The sequence below is a fragment of the Collinsella sp. OM06-18AC genome, from assembly GCF_003438785.1.
Classification (GTDB): Bacteria; Actinomycetota; Coriobacteriia; order Coriobacteriales; family Coriobacteriaceae; genus Collinsella.
In genome coordinates, this window is the sequence record NZ_QSTX01000010.1 from 42,376 (window position 1) to 59,337 (window position 16,962).

Genomic DNA, 16,962 nt, shown 5'->3' on the forward strand with positions numbered 1-16,962 from the left:
AAAGGAGCCCCGCATGGATTGCCCGGTCACCGCTCGTCCCAACGTTATCGTTATCTCCGACTCGCTCGGCGATACCGCTTGTGAGGTGGTGCTTGCGGCGTCCGGGCAATTTGATGAAGGGGCTTTTCGTCTCTTGCGCCTGTCCAAGGTGACCTCGGTAGAGCAGGTCAAGTCGTTTGTGGGCCCGCGCGTCGATGCCGACCATCGCGATATTGCCGTGTTCCATACCATTGTCGATCCGACGCTTCGCGCCCGCGTGCTCGATTACCTGGGCATGCTGCATATTCGTTCAGTCGACCTGATCGGCCCGACGCTCGCCGTGCTGTCGTCGCTCATTGGCGTGCCGCCCAAGGGCGTTGCGGGCGTGATTCACAAGACCGATGACCGTTACTTCCATCGCATCGAGGCCATGGAGTATTTTGTTGAGCACGATGACGGGCGTGGTTGCGACGATCTGTCGAGTGCCGATATCGTGCTGCTGGGTGTGTCGCGTACATCCAAGACGCCGCTGTCGATGTATTTAGCCTATCAGGGTTACAAGGTTGCCAACGTCCCTCTGGCGCACGGCATGGAGCCGCCCAAGTCGATTTACGAGGTCGACCCGATGCGCCTGTTCGGCCTGATTTCGACCGTCGATGTGATTTCCGAAATTCGCGATAGCCGCTTGGGCGATGACTACGCTCGTGCCGTTGCCGGCTCCTATGCCGAGCCCGAGAGCGTGCGCGGCGAGCTTGAGGAAGCTCGTGCCCTCATGAAGCGCTTAGGCTGCTTTGTTGTGCGTACCGACGGCAAAGCCATCGAGGAAAGCGCTGCCGAGATCATTGCTCACCTCGAAGAGATTCAAGAGGCAAGAGCCCGCCGTGCCGTCCGCCGCGCTCAACAAAAGTAGCTCACTTGGGACAAGGTTGTTTGGGTAGCTAATTTGGGACGGGGCTCTTTTAGCTAACCAAAGAGAATACTTGGAAATAATGCTGATAAATGGTAAAGCGATTTAGCAAAAACATCGCATCCGACCTGCACTTTCCTTGTAGTGGTATCTTCATAAGGTAACCACCTTTACCTACCGTTTACCGCCTGTTTTAGCACGTTTACCAAACCGCGTATCCTCTGCTCAAGCCCGTTCATATCCCGCCGTATAGTTCCCTCACGGCCCGCATCCGGCGGGTCGATTCGTTACCACGGTCGTGCGCGAGAGCGCATGGAAGGGGAAGTATCGTGAGCGATTGCAAGAGGGTTTACCGTTTTGGAACCGATGCCCAGGGCATTTGTGTCACCGAGGGCGACAAGTCCATGAACTTTGTGCTTGGCGGCAAAGGCGCGAACCTTGCCGAGATGAGCCGCATCGGCCTGCCGGTTCCCGGTGGCTTTACCATTACCTGCCAGACTTGCGTTGAGTACTCCGGCGCCGGCAACGTATGGCCGGAGGGCGCGCTCGACGAGATCGTTGCCGCCGAGGTCGACCTCGAGGCCCGCTGCGGCAAGAAGCTCGGCGATGCCTCCGATCCGCTGCTCGTGTCGGTCCGCTCGGGCGCTCCGTTCTCCATGCCCGGCATGATGGACACGGTTCTCAACCTGGGCCTCAACGACGATTCCGTCCAGGGCCTTATCGCCCAGACACAGAACCCGCGTTTTGCCTGGGACAGCTATCGTCGCTTTATCCAGATGTTCTCCAACGTCGTCATGGGTGTCGATGCCGACTTGTTCGAGAATGCCCTGACCCAGGCCCGCCTGGTCGCCGGCGTTCGCGTCGATTCCGATCTTTCGGCCGAGGACCTGCAGGAGCTCGTCGAGACCTTTAAGGGCATCTTCTCCGAGAACGTCGAGGCGACCCTGTATCCCGAGCTCGAGGTCGCCGACGGTAAGCCCGTTTTCCCGCACGATCCGGAGCTCCAGCTGCGCCTTGCCATCCAGGCCGTCTTTGGCAGCTGGATGAACGAGCGCGCCTGCATCTACCGCAAGCAGCACGGCATTTCCGACGAGCTCGGCACCGCCGTCAACGTCCAGGCCATGGCCTTTGGCAACAAGGGCGAGACCTCTGCGACCGGCGTCGCCTTTACGCGCAACCCGGCCGACGGCACCAAGGAGTTCTATGGCGACTTTTTGGTGAATGCCCAGGGCGAGGACGTCGTCGCCGGCATCCGAAACACCGAGCCCATCGCCGACCTCAAGACCACCTCGGGCCTCGAGTCCGCAGGCGAGGAGCTCGAGCGCGTGTTCCTGACGCTCGAGGATCATTACCGCGATATGTGCGATATCGAGTTCACCATCGAGCAGGGCAAGCTCTGGATGCTCCAGACCCGCGTGGGCAAGCGCACCGCCACTGCCGCCCTGCGCATTGCTATCGAGATGGTCGAGGAGGGCCTGATCACCCGCGAGGAGGCTGTGAGCCGCATCGATCCCGCGCAGCTCGACCAGCTCCTGCACCCGCAGTTCGACGCCTCCAAGAAGTACGAGGCCCTGGCCAGCGGCCTTAACGCCAGCCCTGGTGCCGCCGTGGGCGAGGTCGTGTTCTCGAGTGATGACGCCGTCGCGCGCGCCAACGAGGGCCACAAGGTCATTCTGGTCCGCTGGGAGACCAACCCCGACGACCTGAAGGGCATGGTCGCCGCCGAGGGCATCCTGACCAGCCATGGCGGCAAGACGAGCCATGCCGCCGTTATCGCCCGCGGCATGGGTACGCCCTGCGTCTGCGGTGTCGAGCGCTTCCATATCGACGCTGCCGAGAAGGTCGTGCACATCGAGGGCAGCGACCGCGTGCTGCGCGAGGGTGATGTCATCTCCATCGACGGTACCCAGGGCATCGTCGTCGACGGCGCCGTCGACCTGGTTTCGGCCGAGCTCACCGGCGACCTGGACACCATCCTGTCCTGGGCCGATGAGATCCGTTTGGACGAGACCGACGGTCACGCCAACCACGTGCGCGTCAACGCCGACAACCCCGAGGATGCCGAGCTCGCTCTTGAGTTTGGCGCCGAGGCCATCGGTCTGTGCCGCACCGAGCACATGTTCCTGGGCGATCGCAAGAACATCATCCAGAGCTTTATCCTGTCTGACGATGAGGCCGTGAAGCAGCAGGCCCTGGCCGACCTGCTCAAGGTTCAGACCGAGGACTTCCTGGCGATGTTCAAGACCATGTCCGGTCGCGATGTGGTCGTCCGCCTGCTCGATCCGCCGCTTCATGAGTTCCTGGATAATCCTCGCGAGCTCGAGGTCGCCATCACCAAGAAGGAGGCCGCCGGCGCTCCTGAGGAGGAGCTCACTGCCCTGCGCGCCCGCCTGCGTCGCATTGACAGCATGGTCGAGTCCAACCCCATGCTGGGCCTGCGTGGTGTGCGCCTGTCCGTCGTCTTTAGCGATCTGCCTCTCATGCAGGTTCGCGCCGTTGCCACGGCTGCTGCCCGCCTTATCAAGGAGGGCGTCGACCCACGCCCCGAGATCATGGTTCCGCTCGTTTCCATCACGGCAGAGCATGTCCAGACCCGCGAGGTCATTGAGCGCGTAATCGCCGAGGTTTCCGCCGAAGAGGGCGTCGAGCTCAACATTCCCGTGGGCACGATGCTCGAGCTGCCGCGCGCCTGTATGGTCGCCGACGAGATCGCCCATCATGCCGACTTCTTCTGCTTTGGCACCAACGACCTCACGCAGACGACCTTCGGCTTCTCTCGTGACGATGCCGAGGCCAAGTACATCCCGCTGTACATGCACAAGAAGATCCTGAAGGACAATCCCTTCGAGACCATCGACACGGCGGTGCTGGAGCTCGTGCGCTTGGCCGTCGAGAAGGGCCGCGCCACCAATCCCGACATGCACTTTGGCGTGTGCGGCGAGCATGGCGGCGACCCCAAGTCCATCAAGGGCCTGTTTAACGTGGCCGACGTGGACTACGTGTCCTGCTCGCCCTATCGCGTGCCCCTCGCGCGCCTGGCTGCCGCTCAGGCCAAGCTCGAGGCCAAGCGCAACGCCTAGCCCCCTGCGCATCGACGCCTAGCGTAGCGCCCCTTCATACCGCCCGTCTCATTCTTGAGGCGGGCGGTTATCATGTGCGGGTTTTTGTCTTTTTGTCTGCGTAAAAAATTGTTCTTGCAGTGCAAACCCGCGCGTGTATACTCGAATACGTTTGTTCAACTACGTGCCGGCCAAGGTGGTACGGCACCTCTAGAAGAGTAAGGAATTGCACATGGATTACATCCGCGCAATCGAGCGTCAGCAGATCCGCGAGGACATTCCTCAGGTTCGCGTCGCCGACAACGTCAAGGTTCACTACCGCATTAAGGAAGGCGACCGCGAGCGCATCCAGGTCTTCCAGGGCGACGTCATCCGCATGGCCGGCGCCGGTGCCCGCGAGACCTTCACCGTCCGCAAGATGTCCTTCGGTGTCGGTGTTGAGCGTACCTTCCCGCTTCACAGCCCCAAGATCGCCAAGCTCGAGGTCGTTCGTCATGGTCGCGTCCGTCGCGCCAAGCTGTACTACCTCCGCGACAAGGTGGGCAAGGCTGCTCGCATCCCCGAGAAGCGCTAAGAAGATCGCAGCGTCTGTCCACTCGTTTGGACACAAGGGTCACCTTCGGGTGGCCCTTCTTTTTATCTGATTTGCATGCAAGGAGGGCCTGGTATGGCCAATATGACGAGCTCGGTTTCGGCATCGCAGGTTGCCGGTGAGTTGGCGAGCGCTACGTTTGAGGAGATCCCCGCCCTCGTGGAGCATTATCGCGAGGACCCGCGCCAGCAGGTGATCAAGGCTTGCGAGCGTGCTCTTAAGCGCCATGCCAAGGAACTTGCCGAGCGCGAGCGCGTCAATGACATGTACGAGCTTATGCATGAGCTTGGCGGCGATGGGGTAGTCGTTGGTGTCGACGAGGTGGGTCGCGGATCGGTGGCCGGTCCTTTGACGGTATGCGCCGTCTGCCTTCCTATGGAGCCGCGCGTCTGGGGCATCAACGATTCCAAAAAGCTCACGCCGGCGCGCCGCGAGTTGCTCTCAGTGAAGATTGCCGAGGTGGCGACGGCAATTGGTTTTTGCCATATCGCGCCTAAGGATATCGATGAGATGGGCATGGCCCGCGCCATTCGAGCCGCTGTCGCGGGCGCCGTGGCCGATACGGGGCTCGAGCCCGATTGCGTGCTTATGGACGGTAACCCCTTGGGCGCCGTTCCCAACGAGCGCGACGTGGTGAAGGGCGATGCCAAGATCGCCTGTATCGCCGCGGCGTCCATCATGGCCAAGGTCACGCGTGACGAGATGATGGTCGAGTACGACGCCGAGTATCCCGAGTACCATTTGGCCGAATCGAAAGGCTACGCAAGCCCCGAGCACATCGAGGCCATTCGCAAACATGGACTTTGTTCACTGCACCGCGTGAGCTTTTGCGGAAACTTTCTGCAGACTGAGCGCCTTTTCTAGGTCAATTGTGGAGACAGGGACCTCAGGGGTTTTATAAACCTGCTGGTAGCGGGCCGTATGCAACATCATTGCTGCGTACGGCCCGTTTTTTGACGGCATTTGGTCAGCTTTTGGTTTGCTTCCGGTACTTACCCGCATGAAAGGTGCCCTCATCATCGGGGCAATGCAGCGTGCGGGAAAGGAGACCCCATGAGTGCCGCAAGCAAAAAGAGCAAGACGCAGCAGCTCAAGGAGCGTTGGGAAAACGGCGAGCTCGACTGCGGGGCGATGACGCCCGAGTTTATCAAGGGACTCAGTCCCCGCGAACTGGGCATGCTGGGCGAGCTGATCACCATCGACTACTTTAACGAGCGCGGCTACACCTTGCTGGAGCAGGGTTATCGTTGCACCGAGGGCGAGGCCGATCTGGTGCTGCTCGATGAGCTCGACGATGTCGTGGTGATGGCCGAGGTCAAGACCAGACGCGTTGCACTGGATTGCAGCACGCGGGTCTTTCCCGAGGAGGCCGTGGACGCTCAAAAGCAACGCCGCTACCGCCGCATCGCAAGTTGCTATCTCATGGAGCATTATCCGCTCAAGGCGATTCGCTTCGATGCCGTGGGTGTCACCATTCGTGGCGGGCATATCGCCGAGATCGAGCATCAGTACAACGCGTTCGATTGGCAGGTGTCGTGATGGCGTTCGAGACGTTTGCCGTTCACGCGGCCTGCATCCGCGGCGTCGAGGCGATTCACGTCACGGTCGAGGTCTCGCTTGCCGGTGGCGTTCCGGGCATCCAAATGCTCGGCATTCCGAGTATGGAGGTGATGGAGTCACGCGGTCGTATTCGCTGCGCGATGCGCTCCGCCGGGTTCGAGATCCCACGCTCGGGCATTACGGTCAATCTGGCGCCCGGCGATATTCGCAAGACCGGTAGCGGCTTTGATCTGCCCATCGCCATCGCGGTTCTGGCGGCCGATGGGCAGATTCCCCGTGACAACCTCGATCGCTGCCTTATCGCCGGCGAGCTCGGCTTGGACGGTACGGTGCTTCCCGTCAAGGGCGAGGTGGCGTTTCAGCTGCTGGCTCGCGACATGGGGCTGTCCTTTATCGCCGGCAGGTCCGATCAGCATGTGCCGCTTGCGGGCGTTGATTGCGGCTTTATCGATCATCTGTCTCAGCTTGCTCGCGGCATGGGCGATGCCGTGCGTCATTATCTGGATTCCGAGGGTGTTGAGGCGACCTTTGAGCCCGAACTCGACTATGCCGATGTGCTGGGGCAGGAAGTCGCCAAGCGCGGCATGGCGCTTGCGGCCGCCGGCGAGCTCGGTTTGCTTATGATTGGGTCCCCGGGATCGGGCAAGACGATGCTCGCCCGTCGTATGACCGGCATCCTGCCCGAGCTTTCCGTTGAGGATCAACAGGAGGCGCTGTGCATCCATTCGGTCTTGGGTGAGAACATCGATGGCTTGTTGGCGGGGCACCGGCCCTTCCGCAGTCCCCACCACAGTATTTCGACCGCAGGCCTTATCGGCGGCGGGCGCCCGGTGCACCCGGGTGAGATCAGCCTTGCTCATGGCGGCGTGCTCTTTTTGGACGAGCTTGCCGAGTTTCCCACGGGTGTGCTGCAGACGCTGCGTCAGCCCATCGAACGCGGCTATGTGAGGATCGTGCGCGTCGACGGGGCCTTTACCTTCCCGTCGCGCTTTCAGCTGCTGGCTGCGAGTAACCCTTGCCCCTGCGGCTTCTTGGGTGATCGCGAGGTGCCGTGTCGCTGCTCGGCGGCGATGGTCGAGCGCTATCGGTCTAAACTGCGCGGTCCTTTGGCCGACCGTATCGACATGATGATCGATGTGACCCGTCCCGACCCCCAAGTGATTATCGAGGGTGCGGAGGGTATGTCGTCTGCCGAGTTACGTGACTACGTTGTGCGCGGTCGCGCTTTTCGCGCTTGGCGCGAATCCCGTATGGACGATGCGGATGCCGAGGCCGAGGATGACGAGACACGGTCCATTGACGGCGTCGTTTCGACCTTTGAGCTCGATGATGCGGCAGAGAAGTGTGTGCTCGGCCTGTCGAAGCGCACACATCTCACGGGTCGCGGCATCGTGCGACTGGTGCGTATCGCGCGTACAATCGCCGACGTCGCCGAGAGCGAGCAAGTGACGCAGGACCACGTGCTCGAGGCAGCGATGTACCAGGGAAGGAGGGACCAATGATGGCCGAGGGGACCTACGAGCTGCATCCAGGTGATGCGTTGTATCCCGAGATCGTTTTGGAGCTTTCTGATGTACCCCAGACGCTCTATGTGCGCGGCAACCCCGAGGTGCTTTCGACGCCCGCGGTCTCCATCATCGGCGCGCGCAAGGCCTCGCCGTATGGTCTTGCCGTGGCAGAGCTTGCGGCAAAGGTGGCGGTCGAGGCGGGAGTGACGGTAGTTTCGGGCGGCGCGGTCGGTTGTGACCAGGCCTCGGGTTGGGCTGCGGTCAACGCTGGCGGCAAACACGTCGTGGTGCTGGGGACGGGCGCCGACGTGGTCTATCCGCGCTCGAGCGCGGGGCTTATTACGCGCACGCTCGATACGGGTGGCGCGGTCGTGTCGATCTCCCCGTGGGGCATGGGTCCGCGCAAGTTTGCCTTTCCGCGCCGCAATCGCGTGATCGCGGCCCTGTCGCAAGCCCTCTTTGTATCCGAGGCGGGTATGCCTTCCGGGACGTTTTCTACAGCCGAGGCTGCTATGGATTTGGGGCGAGAACTTCTCGCTGTGCCGGGGTCGATCCTATCGCCCGAGTCGCGTGGCACGAATTACCTCATTGCGAACGGTGCCTGTTGCATCATCGACGAGGAATCTATCGAGATGGCTATCTCACGCATCTACGGCACTCTGCGCTACTCGCGCCCCGATGCTCCCGGCATTGCCGACCTGGATCAAACACAGCAGACCGTGATGCATGCGCTCATTGCCTCTCCGCTCAAGGTCGACGACATCGCGGCGCTCGTCTCGCTCGATACTGTCGGCGTACTCAAACTCTTGGGTTCGCTTGAACTCGAGGGCCTTATCGAGCGCATGATGGATGGAAGGTATGCGCCCTCCAAGTTTGCCCTTCACGCCCAGACGCCCTTCGGTCACAATGGAAAACGTGTCAATTAGAAAGGTGTTTGCAGATGCAGTTCGATCAGGTGACGGTTATCGGTGGCGGTCTGGCGGGTTCGGAGTGCGCGATTCAGCTGGCAGACCGCGGGTTTGCCGTAAAGCTGCGCGAGATGCGCCCCCAGGTGAGCTCCCCGGCCCACCATACCGATCACCTGGCAGAGCTCGTCTGTTCCAATTCGTTTAAATCGACCCGTCCGGACTCTGCGGCGGGCTTGTTAAAGGCCGAGCTTGAGCGCATGGGTTCAGTCCTGCTCGATTGCGCCCATCGCGCGGCTGTTCCCGCCGGTGGCGCCTTGGCGGTCGACCGCGTCAAGTTTTCCGAGCTTGTCGAGGCCGAGGTTGCCGCCCGTCCCAATATCGAGGTCGTGCACGGCGAGGTCACGCAGATTCCCGAGGGCCACGTGGTCATTGCCGCGGGCCCGCTGTGTTCACCGGCGCTGAGCGAAGAGGTCATGAAGCTCGTCGGTGGCGACGCCCTTGCGTTCTTCGATGCCGCGGCGCCGATCGTCGATGCCTCCACGCTCGATATGGACGTGCTGTTTTCGCAGTCGCGCTACGAGGAGCAGGGGAGCGGCGACTATCTCAACGCTCCGCTCAACAAGGAGGAGTACGAGGCCTTTATCGAGGCACTTACCACGGCCGACCGCGTGGTGCTCAAAGACTTTGAGGGCGGCGATCTGTTTCAGGCCTGCCAACCTGCCGAGGAAGTTGCGCGCACCGGCAAGGACGCCATTCGCTTTGGCGCCATGAAGCCCGTCGGCCTCACCGACCCGCGTACCGGACGTCGCCCTTGGGCGGCGATTCAGCTGCGTGCCGAGAACAAGGAGAAGACCGCCTATAACCTGGTGGGCTTCCAGACCAACCTGACCTTTGGCGAGCAGAAGCGCGTCTTCCATATGGTGCCGGGCCTGGAGAACGCTGAGTTCTTCCGCTACGGTGTCATGCACCGCAATACCTTTGTCGACGCCCCGCACGTGCTCGATGGCACTTTTGCCGTGCCTGGTACCGGCGTGCGCCTGGCCGGTCAGATCACCGGCACCGAGGGGTACATGGAAGCCGTGGCGACCGGTCTGCTCGCGGCGCTCAACACCTATGCCGAGGCTATCGGCGCCGCGGGCGTCGAGTTGCCCCGCGTGGGCGCCCTGGGCGCGCTCGTGGGCTATGCTACCGATCCGGCCACGGTGGGCTATCAGCCTATGCATGTCAACTTTGGCCTGGTGCCGCCACTCGAGGATGGTAAGCGCCGCAGCAAGCGCGACCGCTACCAGGCCTATGCGGACCGTGCGCTCGAGGCCCTTGATGCCTATCTGGCCACTCGCCCCGATCTGTTTGGAGGCGACCGGTCATAGCCTTTGACCTGTACGACACCGTCGACTCGTTTATCGCCTATATCGCACGTGTCGAGGGGCTTTCTCCCAATACGGTGACGGCCTATGGCTCGAGGCTGGAGCGCTTTGCTGCCTGGTGCGAGCGCGAGGATATCGATGCTTTCGCTGCCGACGTGCGCACCATTCGTCGCTATCTTGCCGAGCTTTCGCGTGAGCAGGTGGCTCCCCGAACGCTTGCGGCGCATCTGTCGGCTATCCGATCGCTCTATCGATGGATGGCTGCCGAGGGGGTCGTGGAGGGCGATGTGGTCTCGGCAATTTCCTCGCCCAAGCTTCCGCGCGATCTACCCGGTGTGCTGACGACCCAACAGGTGGAGGCGCTGCTCAAGACGCCTGATACCTCAACACCCGCGGGACTGCGCGATGCGGCGATGCTCGAGCTGCTCTATGCCTCGGGCGCCCGTATCTCTGAGCTCGCAGCACTCAATGTGGAGTCCATTGCGTGGTCCGAACGCACGCTGCGCCTGTGGGGCAAGGGGAGCAAAGAACGTATCGTCCCTCTGTATCGTCGTGCGCTCGAGGCGACGCGTCTCTATATTGAGGAGGGAAGGCCGGAGTTGCTCGCTCAGGCAAAGCGTCGTGACCCCGTTACCGGGCCGCATCCGCTGCTTATATCGGCGCGCGGTAATCGCATGAGTGCCGCCATGCTCAGGCGGCGGTTTCATACGCTGGCGACGCTCGCCGGCATGCCTGCCGACATCGCCCCGCATGCGATGCGCCATACCTTTGCGACCGACTTGCTCGAGGGCGGTGCGGACCTGCGCTCGGTTCAAGAGCTGCTGGGCCATGCGAGCCTGTCCACGACGCAGATCTACACGCATCTCACACCCGATCGGCTTAAGCGGGCTGTGGCTCAAGCCCATCCCCGCGGCGAATAGTGGCTGGGACGTCCCGCGCCGCGCTCAGGTGTGTGGTTTTGATTGCGGGTTGGCAGGAAGATGCATTCCTGCTATCATTCATCGGGTTGCTTCACGGCAACAGGTTTTTATCACGCACGCGCGGCTACTTCATACCGTGGTGCCCGGGCTTTGGTAGCACATGTCCGGGTTGGTTTTGGAGGATGACCCCGCGCGGAGGCAAACCACAGGAGGTTTAACATGGCTACCAAGATTAATATCCGCACCCTGCTCGAGGCCGGCTGCCACTTCGGTCACCAGACCCGTCGCTGGAACCCCAAGATGAAGCCGTTCATCTTCGGTGAGCGCAACGGCATCTACATCCTCGACCTTAAGCAGACCATCCTTGACGCCGACCAGGCCTACACCTTCGTCAAGAACGTCGCCAAGGGCGGCAACGTGCTGTTCGTCGGCACCAAGAAGCAGGCTCAGGAGGCCGTCAAGAACGCTGCTGAGCGCGCTAATATGCCCTACATCAACCAGCGTTGGCTCGGCGGTATGCTGACCAACTTCGTCACCATCCGCTCCCGCATCAACCGCATGGAGGAGCTCGAGGCCATGGTCGAGGACGGCCGCATGGCAGTGCTCCCCAAGAAGGAGCAGGCTGTGCTCGGCAAGGAGCTCACCAAGCTCCAGACCAACCTCGGTGGCGCCCGCGACATGAAGGGTCTGCCCCAGGCTCTCTTCGTCATCGACACTAAGCGCGAGGAGAACGCCATCAAGGAGGCTCAGCGCCTGAACATCCCCGTCGTCGCTCTGATCGACACCAACTCCGATCCCGACGAGGTCGAGTACGGCATCCCCTGCAACGATGACGCTATCTCCGCTGTCACCCTTATGTGCGAGCTCATGGCTGACGCCTGCCTCGCTGGCTCCGGTAAGGAGCAGGTCTCCGAGGCCGAGATGGCCGCTGAGCCCAAGGCCGAGTAAATCAGTCTTAGTTAATTCTTTTTCATCTCTTTGAAAGGAACCACAATGGCCCAGATTACCGCCGCTATGGTCAAGCAGCTCCGCGAGATGACCGACTCCCCGATGATGGAGTGCAAGAAGGCTCTCGTCGAGGCTGACGGCGACATGGACGCCGCTGTCGACGTTCTGCGTAAGAACGGCCTTGCCAAGGCTGCCAAGAAGGCTGGCCGTGAGACCAACGAGGGCGCTGTCGCCGCGTTCGTCTCCGAGGATGGCAAGACCGGCGCTCTGCTCGAGCTCTCCTGCGAGACCGACTTCGTTGGCTCCAACGCCAAGTTCACCGGCTTTGCTTCTAAGGTCGCTGAGGTTGTCGCTACCACCGAGCCTGCTGACGTCGATGCTCTGCTCGAGAAGCCGATGGGCGAGGAGACCGTTTCCTCCGAGCTCACCGAGATGATTCACATCATGGGCGAGAACATGAAGATCTCCCGCTTCGCTGCCCGCAAGGCCGAGAACGGCGCGCTCGCTTCTTACATCCACATGGGTGGTAAGATCGGCGTCCTCGTCGAGTTCGCCTTCGAGAAGGCCGTGACCGCTCAGGCTGAGTCCTTCAAGACCTTCGCTCACGACGTTGCCCTTCAGGTTGCCGCCGTCGCCCCGATCTGCGCTACCCGCGATCAGGTTCCGGCCGAGACCGTCGAGCACGAGAAGCAGATCTACATGGCCCAGGCTGCCGAGTCCGGCAAGCCCGAGGCTATCCAGGAGAAGATGGCTGTTGGCCGTCTGGAGAAGTTCTACAAGCAGTCCGTGCTCACCGAGCAGGAGTTCATCAAGGACAGCTCCCTCACCATCAAGAAGTACGCTGAGCAGGTCTCCAAGGAGCTCGGCGACACCATTACCGTCGTTGCCTTTGACCGTCTGGTCCGTGGCGAGTAAATAAGCTCTTGTAGCTGGTAATGAGCAGGCTGTGGGTTTTACTCACAGCCTGCTTTTTCATGGCTCTTATCAGAGCCTTTGATATCATATTGAGAGTCTAATTAAAGGAGGATCGCTTTGTCCGACATCCGATATAAACGCGTGCTTCTTAAGCTTTCCGGCGAAGCACTGATGGGCGACGGCCAATATGGCATCGACCCCAAGGTTACCGATCATCTTGCCAAGCAGGTCAAGGAGCTGCTCGCCGTTGACCATGAGGTCGGCGTCGTTGTCGGCGGCGGCAATATTTTCCGCGGCATGGCAGGCGCTGCCGGTGGCATGGAGCGTGCTCAGGCCGACTACATGGGGATGCTGGCAACCGTTATGAACGCGCTCGCCCTGCAGGATGCCTTCGAGCACAACGATGTTCCTTGCCGCGTGATGAGCGCTATCCAGATGAACGAGATCTGCGAGCCCTATATTCGTCGCCGCGCTATCAACCATCTGTCCAAGGGCAACGTCGTCATCTTCGCTGCCGGTTCGGGCAATCCGTACTTTACGACCGACACCGCCGCGGCTCTTCGTGCGTGCGAGATCGGCGCCGAGATTCTGATTAAAGCCACCAAGGTTGACGGCATCTACGACAAGGATCCCGTCAAGTGCGCCGATGCCGTCCGTTTTGACAAGATTACCTATCACGAGGTTCTCGTCCGCGGTCTGCAGGTTATGGATTCCACGGCTACGGCACTGTGCCAGGATAACCGTATGCCGATTTTGGTCCTCAACATCGATGGCGAGGACACCGTCAAGCGCGCGCTCGCGGGTGAGCCCGTCGGCACGCTCGTCTATCAGGAGGATTAAGCATGGCAGAGAACATCACCGCCCATATGGACAAGTCGCTCGAGTCCCTCAAGCATAACTTCTCCAAGGTCCGTACCGGTCGCGCCAACGCCAACATTCTGTCCGACATCACCGTCGATTATTACGGTGTCCCCACGCCGGTCACGCAGGTTGCCGCCGTCAAGACCCCCGAGGCTCACATGCTGCTCATCGAGCCGTGGGACAAGGCGCTCATCAACGCTATCGTCAAGGCCATCGGCGCTTCCGATCTGGGCATTACCCCCAACTCCGATGGCACCGTCGTTCGTCTGCCGTTCCCGGCCCCCACTGAGGAGCGCCGTCGCGAACTCGTCAAGGAGTGCCGCGAGTACGCCGAGCAGGCCAAGGTGTCTATCCGTAACATCCGTCGCGACTTCAACAACAAGCTCGAGCGCGATGAGGAGCTCACCGAGGACGATGTCCGTCGCGAGCAGGCCAAGGTCCAGAAGCACACCGATGAGTATGTCGCCAAGGTCGAGGAGCTTCTGAAGGAAAAAGAAGCCGAGGTCATGGAGATCTAAGGTGCAATACGACGAGCATAAACTGGTCGAGTACTTTGCCGACGCCCCTGCGGGCGTCGGTTTTTCCGACCTTGACCTCAATAACATTCCGCACCATATCTCGTGCATCATGGACGGCAACGGTCGTTGGGCCACGTCGCGCGGTCTTGCACGCACCGAGGGCCACAAGGCGGGTATCGTCTCGCTGCGCGAGATCATTACCGCCTGCGTGCGCCTGGGCGTCGACGTGCTTTCGGCCTATGCATTTTCGACCGAAAACTGGAATCGACCGCAGCACGAAGTCAACGTTCTGATGCACCTGTTTGCCAAGACGTTTATCGACGAGCTGCCGCTTCTGAAGCGCGAAAATGTGCGCGTAGTCTTTTTGGGTGACATTTCCGCGCTGCCCAAGAAGACTCGCGACGTTTTTGAGCGCGGTCTTGCCGAGTGCGCCGATCACACCGGTATGACGCTGGCGCTTGCCGTCAACTACGGCGCGCGTGCCGAGATTACCCGCGCTGTCCGTCAGATCGCATCCGACGCTGCCGCCGGTAAGATCGATCCTGCCGCAATTGATGACGACATGGTGGCTTCCCACCTCTATACCGCCGGTCTTCCCGATCCCGAACTTGTGATTCGCACCTCTGGTGAGCTGCGCCTTTCGAACTATCTGCTGTGGCAGGTGGCTTATTCCGAATTCTACGTCACCGATACCTATTGGCCCGACTTTGATCGTTGGGGCCTTGTCGACGCCATTTTGGCCTATCAGGGCCGTGACCGTAGGTTTGGTGGACTGAGCAAGACCGAGGAGGCTTAATCATGTCCGATCGTCCCAAGGCATCTGCTCCCAAGACGCCAGTTTCCGCGGCGCCTGCGCGAAAGGCTGCCACTGCGGGAGCGCCTGCAGCGAAGAGCGGCACCGGTTCGTGGTTGGCGGGCTTTATTACCCGTGCCGCCGCCGGTATCGTCTACGCCGTTGTCTTTATCCTGTGCCTGGTTTTGGGTATCGTGCCCACGGCCATCTTTGTTTCTGTCATGAGCGGTCTGTGCTGCTATGAGTTTTTCCGTATGACAAGGCTCGATGGCAAGATGGCTAACGAGCGCATGGGTATCGCTGCCGCCGTACTCTTTCCGCTGTCGGCGTTGGGCGATTCGATGTTGCTGAATGCCCTGCTTTTTGCCTTGATGCTCGCTGTGGGCATTTGGTATGTCTGGTCGCCGCGTACCCGCATCTCCGATGTGGCCGTGACGCTCATGGGTCCCATCTACACTGGCTTTATGCTGTCGGCTATCGTGTTGCTGCGCGATGCCGTGCCCGGTTTTGCCGGCGCCCTGCTTTCAGTGGGCGTTTGCGCGTCCCTTTGGGTCTCCGATTCGTTTGCCTACATCGTGGGCAGCCGTATCGGCAAGCACAAGATGGTTCCCAAGATCTCCCCCAAAAAGAGCTGGGAGGGGTTTGCCGGCGGCATCTTGGGCTCGGTTTTGATTTGGCTCATCCTGTGGGCGACGCACTTCTACAAGCTCAGCCTGCCCTATGCGCTGCTGTGCGGCGTGGTCGTGTCCATTCTGGGCGTTATCGGCGACCTTATCGAGTCGCGCATCAAGCGCGGTGTGGGCGTCAAGGATTCCGGCAACCTTATCCCGGGCCACGGCGGAATGCTCGATCGTAGCGATTCGCTTATCTTCGGTTGCATCACCGCACAGCTGTTGCTGATGATTGGAGGCGTGCTGTAATGTCCTTCCAGACGACGTATGGCCCCGATGGACGCCTTCGCGTTGCCATCCTGGGTTGTACGGGCTCTATCGGCACCCAGGCGCTCGATGTGTGCCGCCAGCATGCCGATCGCCTGCAGGTGACGGCGCTGTCCGTTAATTCCAGCACCTCGGAGCTCGTTGCCGCTGCCCGCGAGTTCTCGGTTCCGGCGGTTGCCGTTGCCGATGTCGCTCATGGCGATGACGCCGTGCTGCAGGAGTTGCCCGAGGGCACACAGCTCGGCGTTGGCGCGCAGGCGGTTTGCGAGCTCGCGCGTCGCGACGATGTCGACTGCGTGCTCGTCGCTATTGTGGGCGCCGCCGGTCTCGAGGCGAGCCATGCGGCCTTGACCTCGAATAAGCGCCTTGCCCTTGCCAACAAGGAGTCCCTCGTCGTCGGTGGCGACTTGCTTATGCCGTTGGCGCAACCGGGCCAGCTTATTCCGGTCGACTCTGAGCATTCCGCCATCTACCAGTGCTATCTGGGGGAGAACCCGCGCGAGGCCCACTGCATTTGGCTCACCTGCTCGGGCGGTCCGTTCTTTGGCCGCACGCGCGACGAGCTCGATCGCGTGACGCGCGCCGATGCCCTCGCGCATCCCACGTGGGCCATGGGTGCCAAGATCACCATTGACTCCGCCACCCTCATGAACAAGGGCCTGGAGCGCATTGAGGCCATGCATCTGTTTAACTGCGACCTCGATTTCATTAACGTGGTCGTGCAGCGTCAGTCCAAGATTCACTCTATGGTCGAGTTCGCCGACGGCTCCGTGATGGCGCATCTCGGTGCATCCGACATGCGTATTCCCATCCAGTTCGCGTTCTCGTATCCCGAGCGTTGGGATACCCCGGCGCCTCGTATCGATTTCCGCGAGCTGGGGCAGCTCACGTTTGATGCTGCCGACATGGATACCTTCCGCTGTCTGGCACTGGCCGAGCGTGCCGGCAAGACGGGCGGCACCATGCCGTGCGTGCTCAATGCCGCCAACGAGGTTGCCGTCGATGCCTTCCTGCACGATGGCTGCAGCTTTACCGATATCGATCGCATTGTGGAATCCTGCATGGACGCCCACGATATGCAGGCGGTCGATTCGTTTGAGCAGCTTCGCGACATCGATGCGTGGGCGCGTGAAAAGGCTGCGCAGGTGCTCGCCGCAACCCGTTCCTAACCCATAAGGATTGCTTTTTC

16 protein-coding genes are annotated in these 16,962 nt (G+C 61.1%); all 16 read left to right on the forward strand.

Going from position 1 to position 16,962, the window contains the following annotated elements; translation table 11 throughout:
* Positions 1 to 13 precede the first annotated feature (13 nt).
* The 16 genes from DXB86_RS07295 to dxr all read left to right on the forward strand — a co-directional run bounded on the left by DXB86_RS07295 (position 14) and on the right by dxr (position 16,942).
* A complete protein-coding gene (locus DXB86_RS07295; RefSeq protein ID WP_117736669.1) occupies positions 14 to 889 on the forward strand; it encodes a pyruvate, water dikinase regulatory protein in 876 nt (291 codons plus the stop codon).
* Between the two features lie 326 nt (positions 890 to 1,215).
* A complete protein-coding gene (gene ppdK / locus DXB86_RS07300) occupies positions 1,216 to 3,966 on the forward strand; it encodes a pyruvate, phosphate dikinase (protein WP_117736670.1) in 2,751 nt (916 codons plus the stop codon).
* Positions 3,967 to 4,177: 211 nt separating this feature from the next.
* A complete protein-coding gene (gene rplS, locus DXB86_RS07305; protein ID WP_006236098.1) occupies positions 4,178 to 4,519 on the forward strand; it encodes a 50S ribosomal protein L19 in 342 nt (113 codons plus the stop codon).
* 93 nt (positions 4,520 to 4,612) lie between these two features.
* Entirely contained in the window at positions 4,613 to 5,401 is a 789-nt protein-coding gene (locus DXB86_RS07310; protein ID WP_117736671.1) for a ribonuclease HII, read from the forward strand.
* A 189-nt stretch (positions 5,402 to 5,590) separates the two neighbouring features.
* The gene (locus DXB86_RS07315) at positions 5,591 to 6,076 is read left to right on the forward strand and encodes a YraN family protein (RefSeq protein WP_035138570.1); all 486 of its coding nucleotides are present in this window, start codon (positions 5,591 to 5,593) and stop codon (positions 6,074 to 6,076) included.
* Positions 6,076 to 7,599, forward strand: coding sequence for a YifB family Mg chelatase-like AAA ATPase (locus DXB86_RS07320; protein ID WP_117736672.1), 1,524 nt, complete (start codon positions 6,076 to 6,078; stop codon positions 7,597 to 7,599). Before DXB86_RS07315 ends, DXB86_RS07320 begins: the two co-directional genes overlap by 1 nt.
* Positions 7,596 to 8,531, forward strand: coding sequence for a DNA-processing protein DprA (locus DXB86_RS07325; protein ID WP_369831484.1), 936 nt, complete (start codon positions 7,596 to 7,598; stop codon positions 8,529 to 8,531). Before DXB86_RS07320 ends, DXB86_RS07325 begins: the two co-directional genes overlap by 4 nt.
* A gap of 14 nt (positions 8,532 to 8,545) precedes the next feature.
* Complete coding sequence (trmFO, locus tag DXB86_RS07330) at positions 8,546 to 9,883, forward strand: methylenetetrahydrofolate--tRNA-(uracil(54)-C(5))-methyltransferase (FADH(2)-oxidizing) TrmFO (protein WP_117736673.1); 1,338 nt, start codon at positions 8,546 to 8,548, stop codon at positions 9,881 to 9,883.
* A gap of 8 nt (positions 9,884 to 9,891) precedes the next feature.
* A complete protein-coding gene (locus tag DXB86_RS07335; RefSeq protein WP_334202455.1) occupies positions 9,892 to 10,800 on the forward strand; it encodes a tyrosine recombinase XerC in 909 nt (302 codons plus the stop codon).
* Between the two features lie 219 nt (positions 10,801 to 11,019).
* Positions 11,020 to 11,748, forward strand: coding sequence for a 30S ribosomal protein S2 (rpsB, locus tag DXB86_RS07340; protein ID WP_006236109.1), 729 nt, complete (start codon positions 11,020 to 11,022; stop codon positions 11,746 to 11,748).
* 45 nt (positions 11,749 to 11,793) lie between these two features.
* On the forward strand, positions 11,794 to 12,663 hold the full coding sequence (gene tsf / locus DXB86_RS07345; protein WP_117736675.1) for a translation elongation factor Ts: 870 nt from the start codon (positions 11,794 to 11,796) through the stop codon (positions 12,661 to 12,663).
* A gap of 117 nt (positions 12,664 to 12,780) precedes the next feature.
* A complete protein-coding gene (gene pyrH, locus DXB86_RS07350) occupies positions 12,781 to 13,503 on the forward strand; it encodes a UMP kinase (RefSeq protein WP_117736676.1) in 723 nt (240 codons plus the stop codon).
* 2 nt (positions 13,504 to 13,505) lie between these two features.
* Positions 13,506 to 14,042 (forward strand): ribosome recycling factor, encoded by a 537-nt coding sequence (frr, locus tag DXB86_RS07355; protein ID WP_006236112.1) that lies wholly within the window; start codon positions 13,506 to 13,508, stop codon positions 14,040 to 14,042.
* 1 nt (position 14,043) lies between these two features.
* Complete coding sequence (locus DXB86_RS07360) at positions 14,044 to 14,838, forward strand: isoprenyl transferase (RefSeq protein WP_117637242.1); 795 nt, start codon at positions 14,044 to 14,046, stop codon at positions 14,836 to 14,838.
* Positions 14,839 to 14,840: 2 nt separating this feature from the next.
* Positions 14,841 to 15,755, forward strand: a complete 915-nt coding sequence (locus DXB86_RS07365) for a phosphatidate cytidylyltransferase (protein ID WP_233502344.1) — start codon at positions 14,841 to 14,843, stop codon at positions 15,753 to 15,755.
* Positions 15,755 to 16,942 carry a 1-deoxy-D-xylulose-5-phosphate reductoisomerase gene (dxr, locus tag DXB86_RS07370; protein ID WP_117736677.1) on the forward strand — a complete coding sequence of 396 codons (1,188 nt, stop codon included), beginning with the start codon at positions 15,755 to 15,757 and terminating at the stop codon, positions 16,940 to 16,942. Before DXB86_RS07365 ends, dxr begins: the two co-directional genes overlap by 1 nt.
* Positions 16,943 to 16,962: the final 20 nt, after the last annotated feature.

Coding starts and splice junctions, on each gene's coding strand:
- tsf (WP_117736675.1), top strand. CDS start 11,794: ATGGCCCAGATTACCGCCGCTATGGTCAAGCAGCTCCGCGAGATGACC.
- DXB86_RS07295 (WP_117736669.1), top strand. CDS start 14: ATGGATTGCCCGGTCACCGCTCGTCCCAACGTTATCGTTATCTCCGAC.
- DXB86_RS07325 (WP_369831484.1), top strand. CDS start 7,596: ATGATGGCCGAGGGGACCTACGAGCTGCATCCAGGTGATGCGTTGTAT.
- DXB86_RS07365 (WP_233502344.1), top strand. CDS start 14,841: ATGTCCGATCGTCCCAAGGCATCTGCTCCCAAGACGCCAGTTTCCGCG.
- trmFO (WP_117736673.1), top strand. CDS start 8,546: ATGCAGTTCGATCAGGTGACGGTTATCGGTGGCGGTCTGGCGGGTTCG.
- DXB86_RS07315 (WP_035138570.1), top strand. CDS start 5,591: ATGAGTGCCGCAAGCAAAAAGAGCAAGACGCAGCAGCTCAAGGAGCGT.
- DXB86_RS07320 (WP_117736672.1), top strand. CDS start 6,076: ATGGCGTTCGAGACGTTTGCCGTTCACGCGGCCTGCATCCGCGGCGTC.
- frr (WP_006236112.1), top strand. CDS start 13,506: ATGGCAGAGAACATCACCGCCCATATGGACAAGTCGCTCGAGTCCCTC.
- dxr (WP_117736677.1), top strand. CDS start 15,755: ATGTCCTTCCAGACGACGTATGGCCCCGATGGACGCCTTCGCGTTGCC.
- rplS (WP_006236098.1), top strand. CDS start 4,178: ATGGATTACATCCGCGCAATCGAGCGTCAGCAGATCCGCGAGGACATT.
- DXB86_RS07310 (WP_117736671.1), top strand. CDS start 4,613: ATGGCCAATATGACGAGCTCGGTTTCGGCATCGCAGGTTGCCGGTGAG.
- rpsB (WP_006236109.1), top strand. CDS start 11,020: ATGGCTACCAAGATTAATATCCGCACCCTGCTCGAGGCCGGCTGCCAC.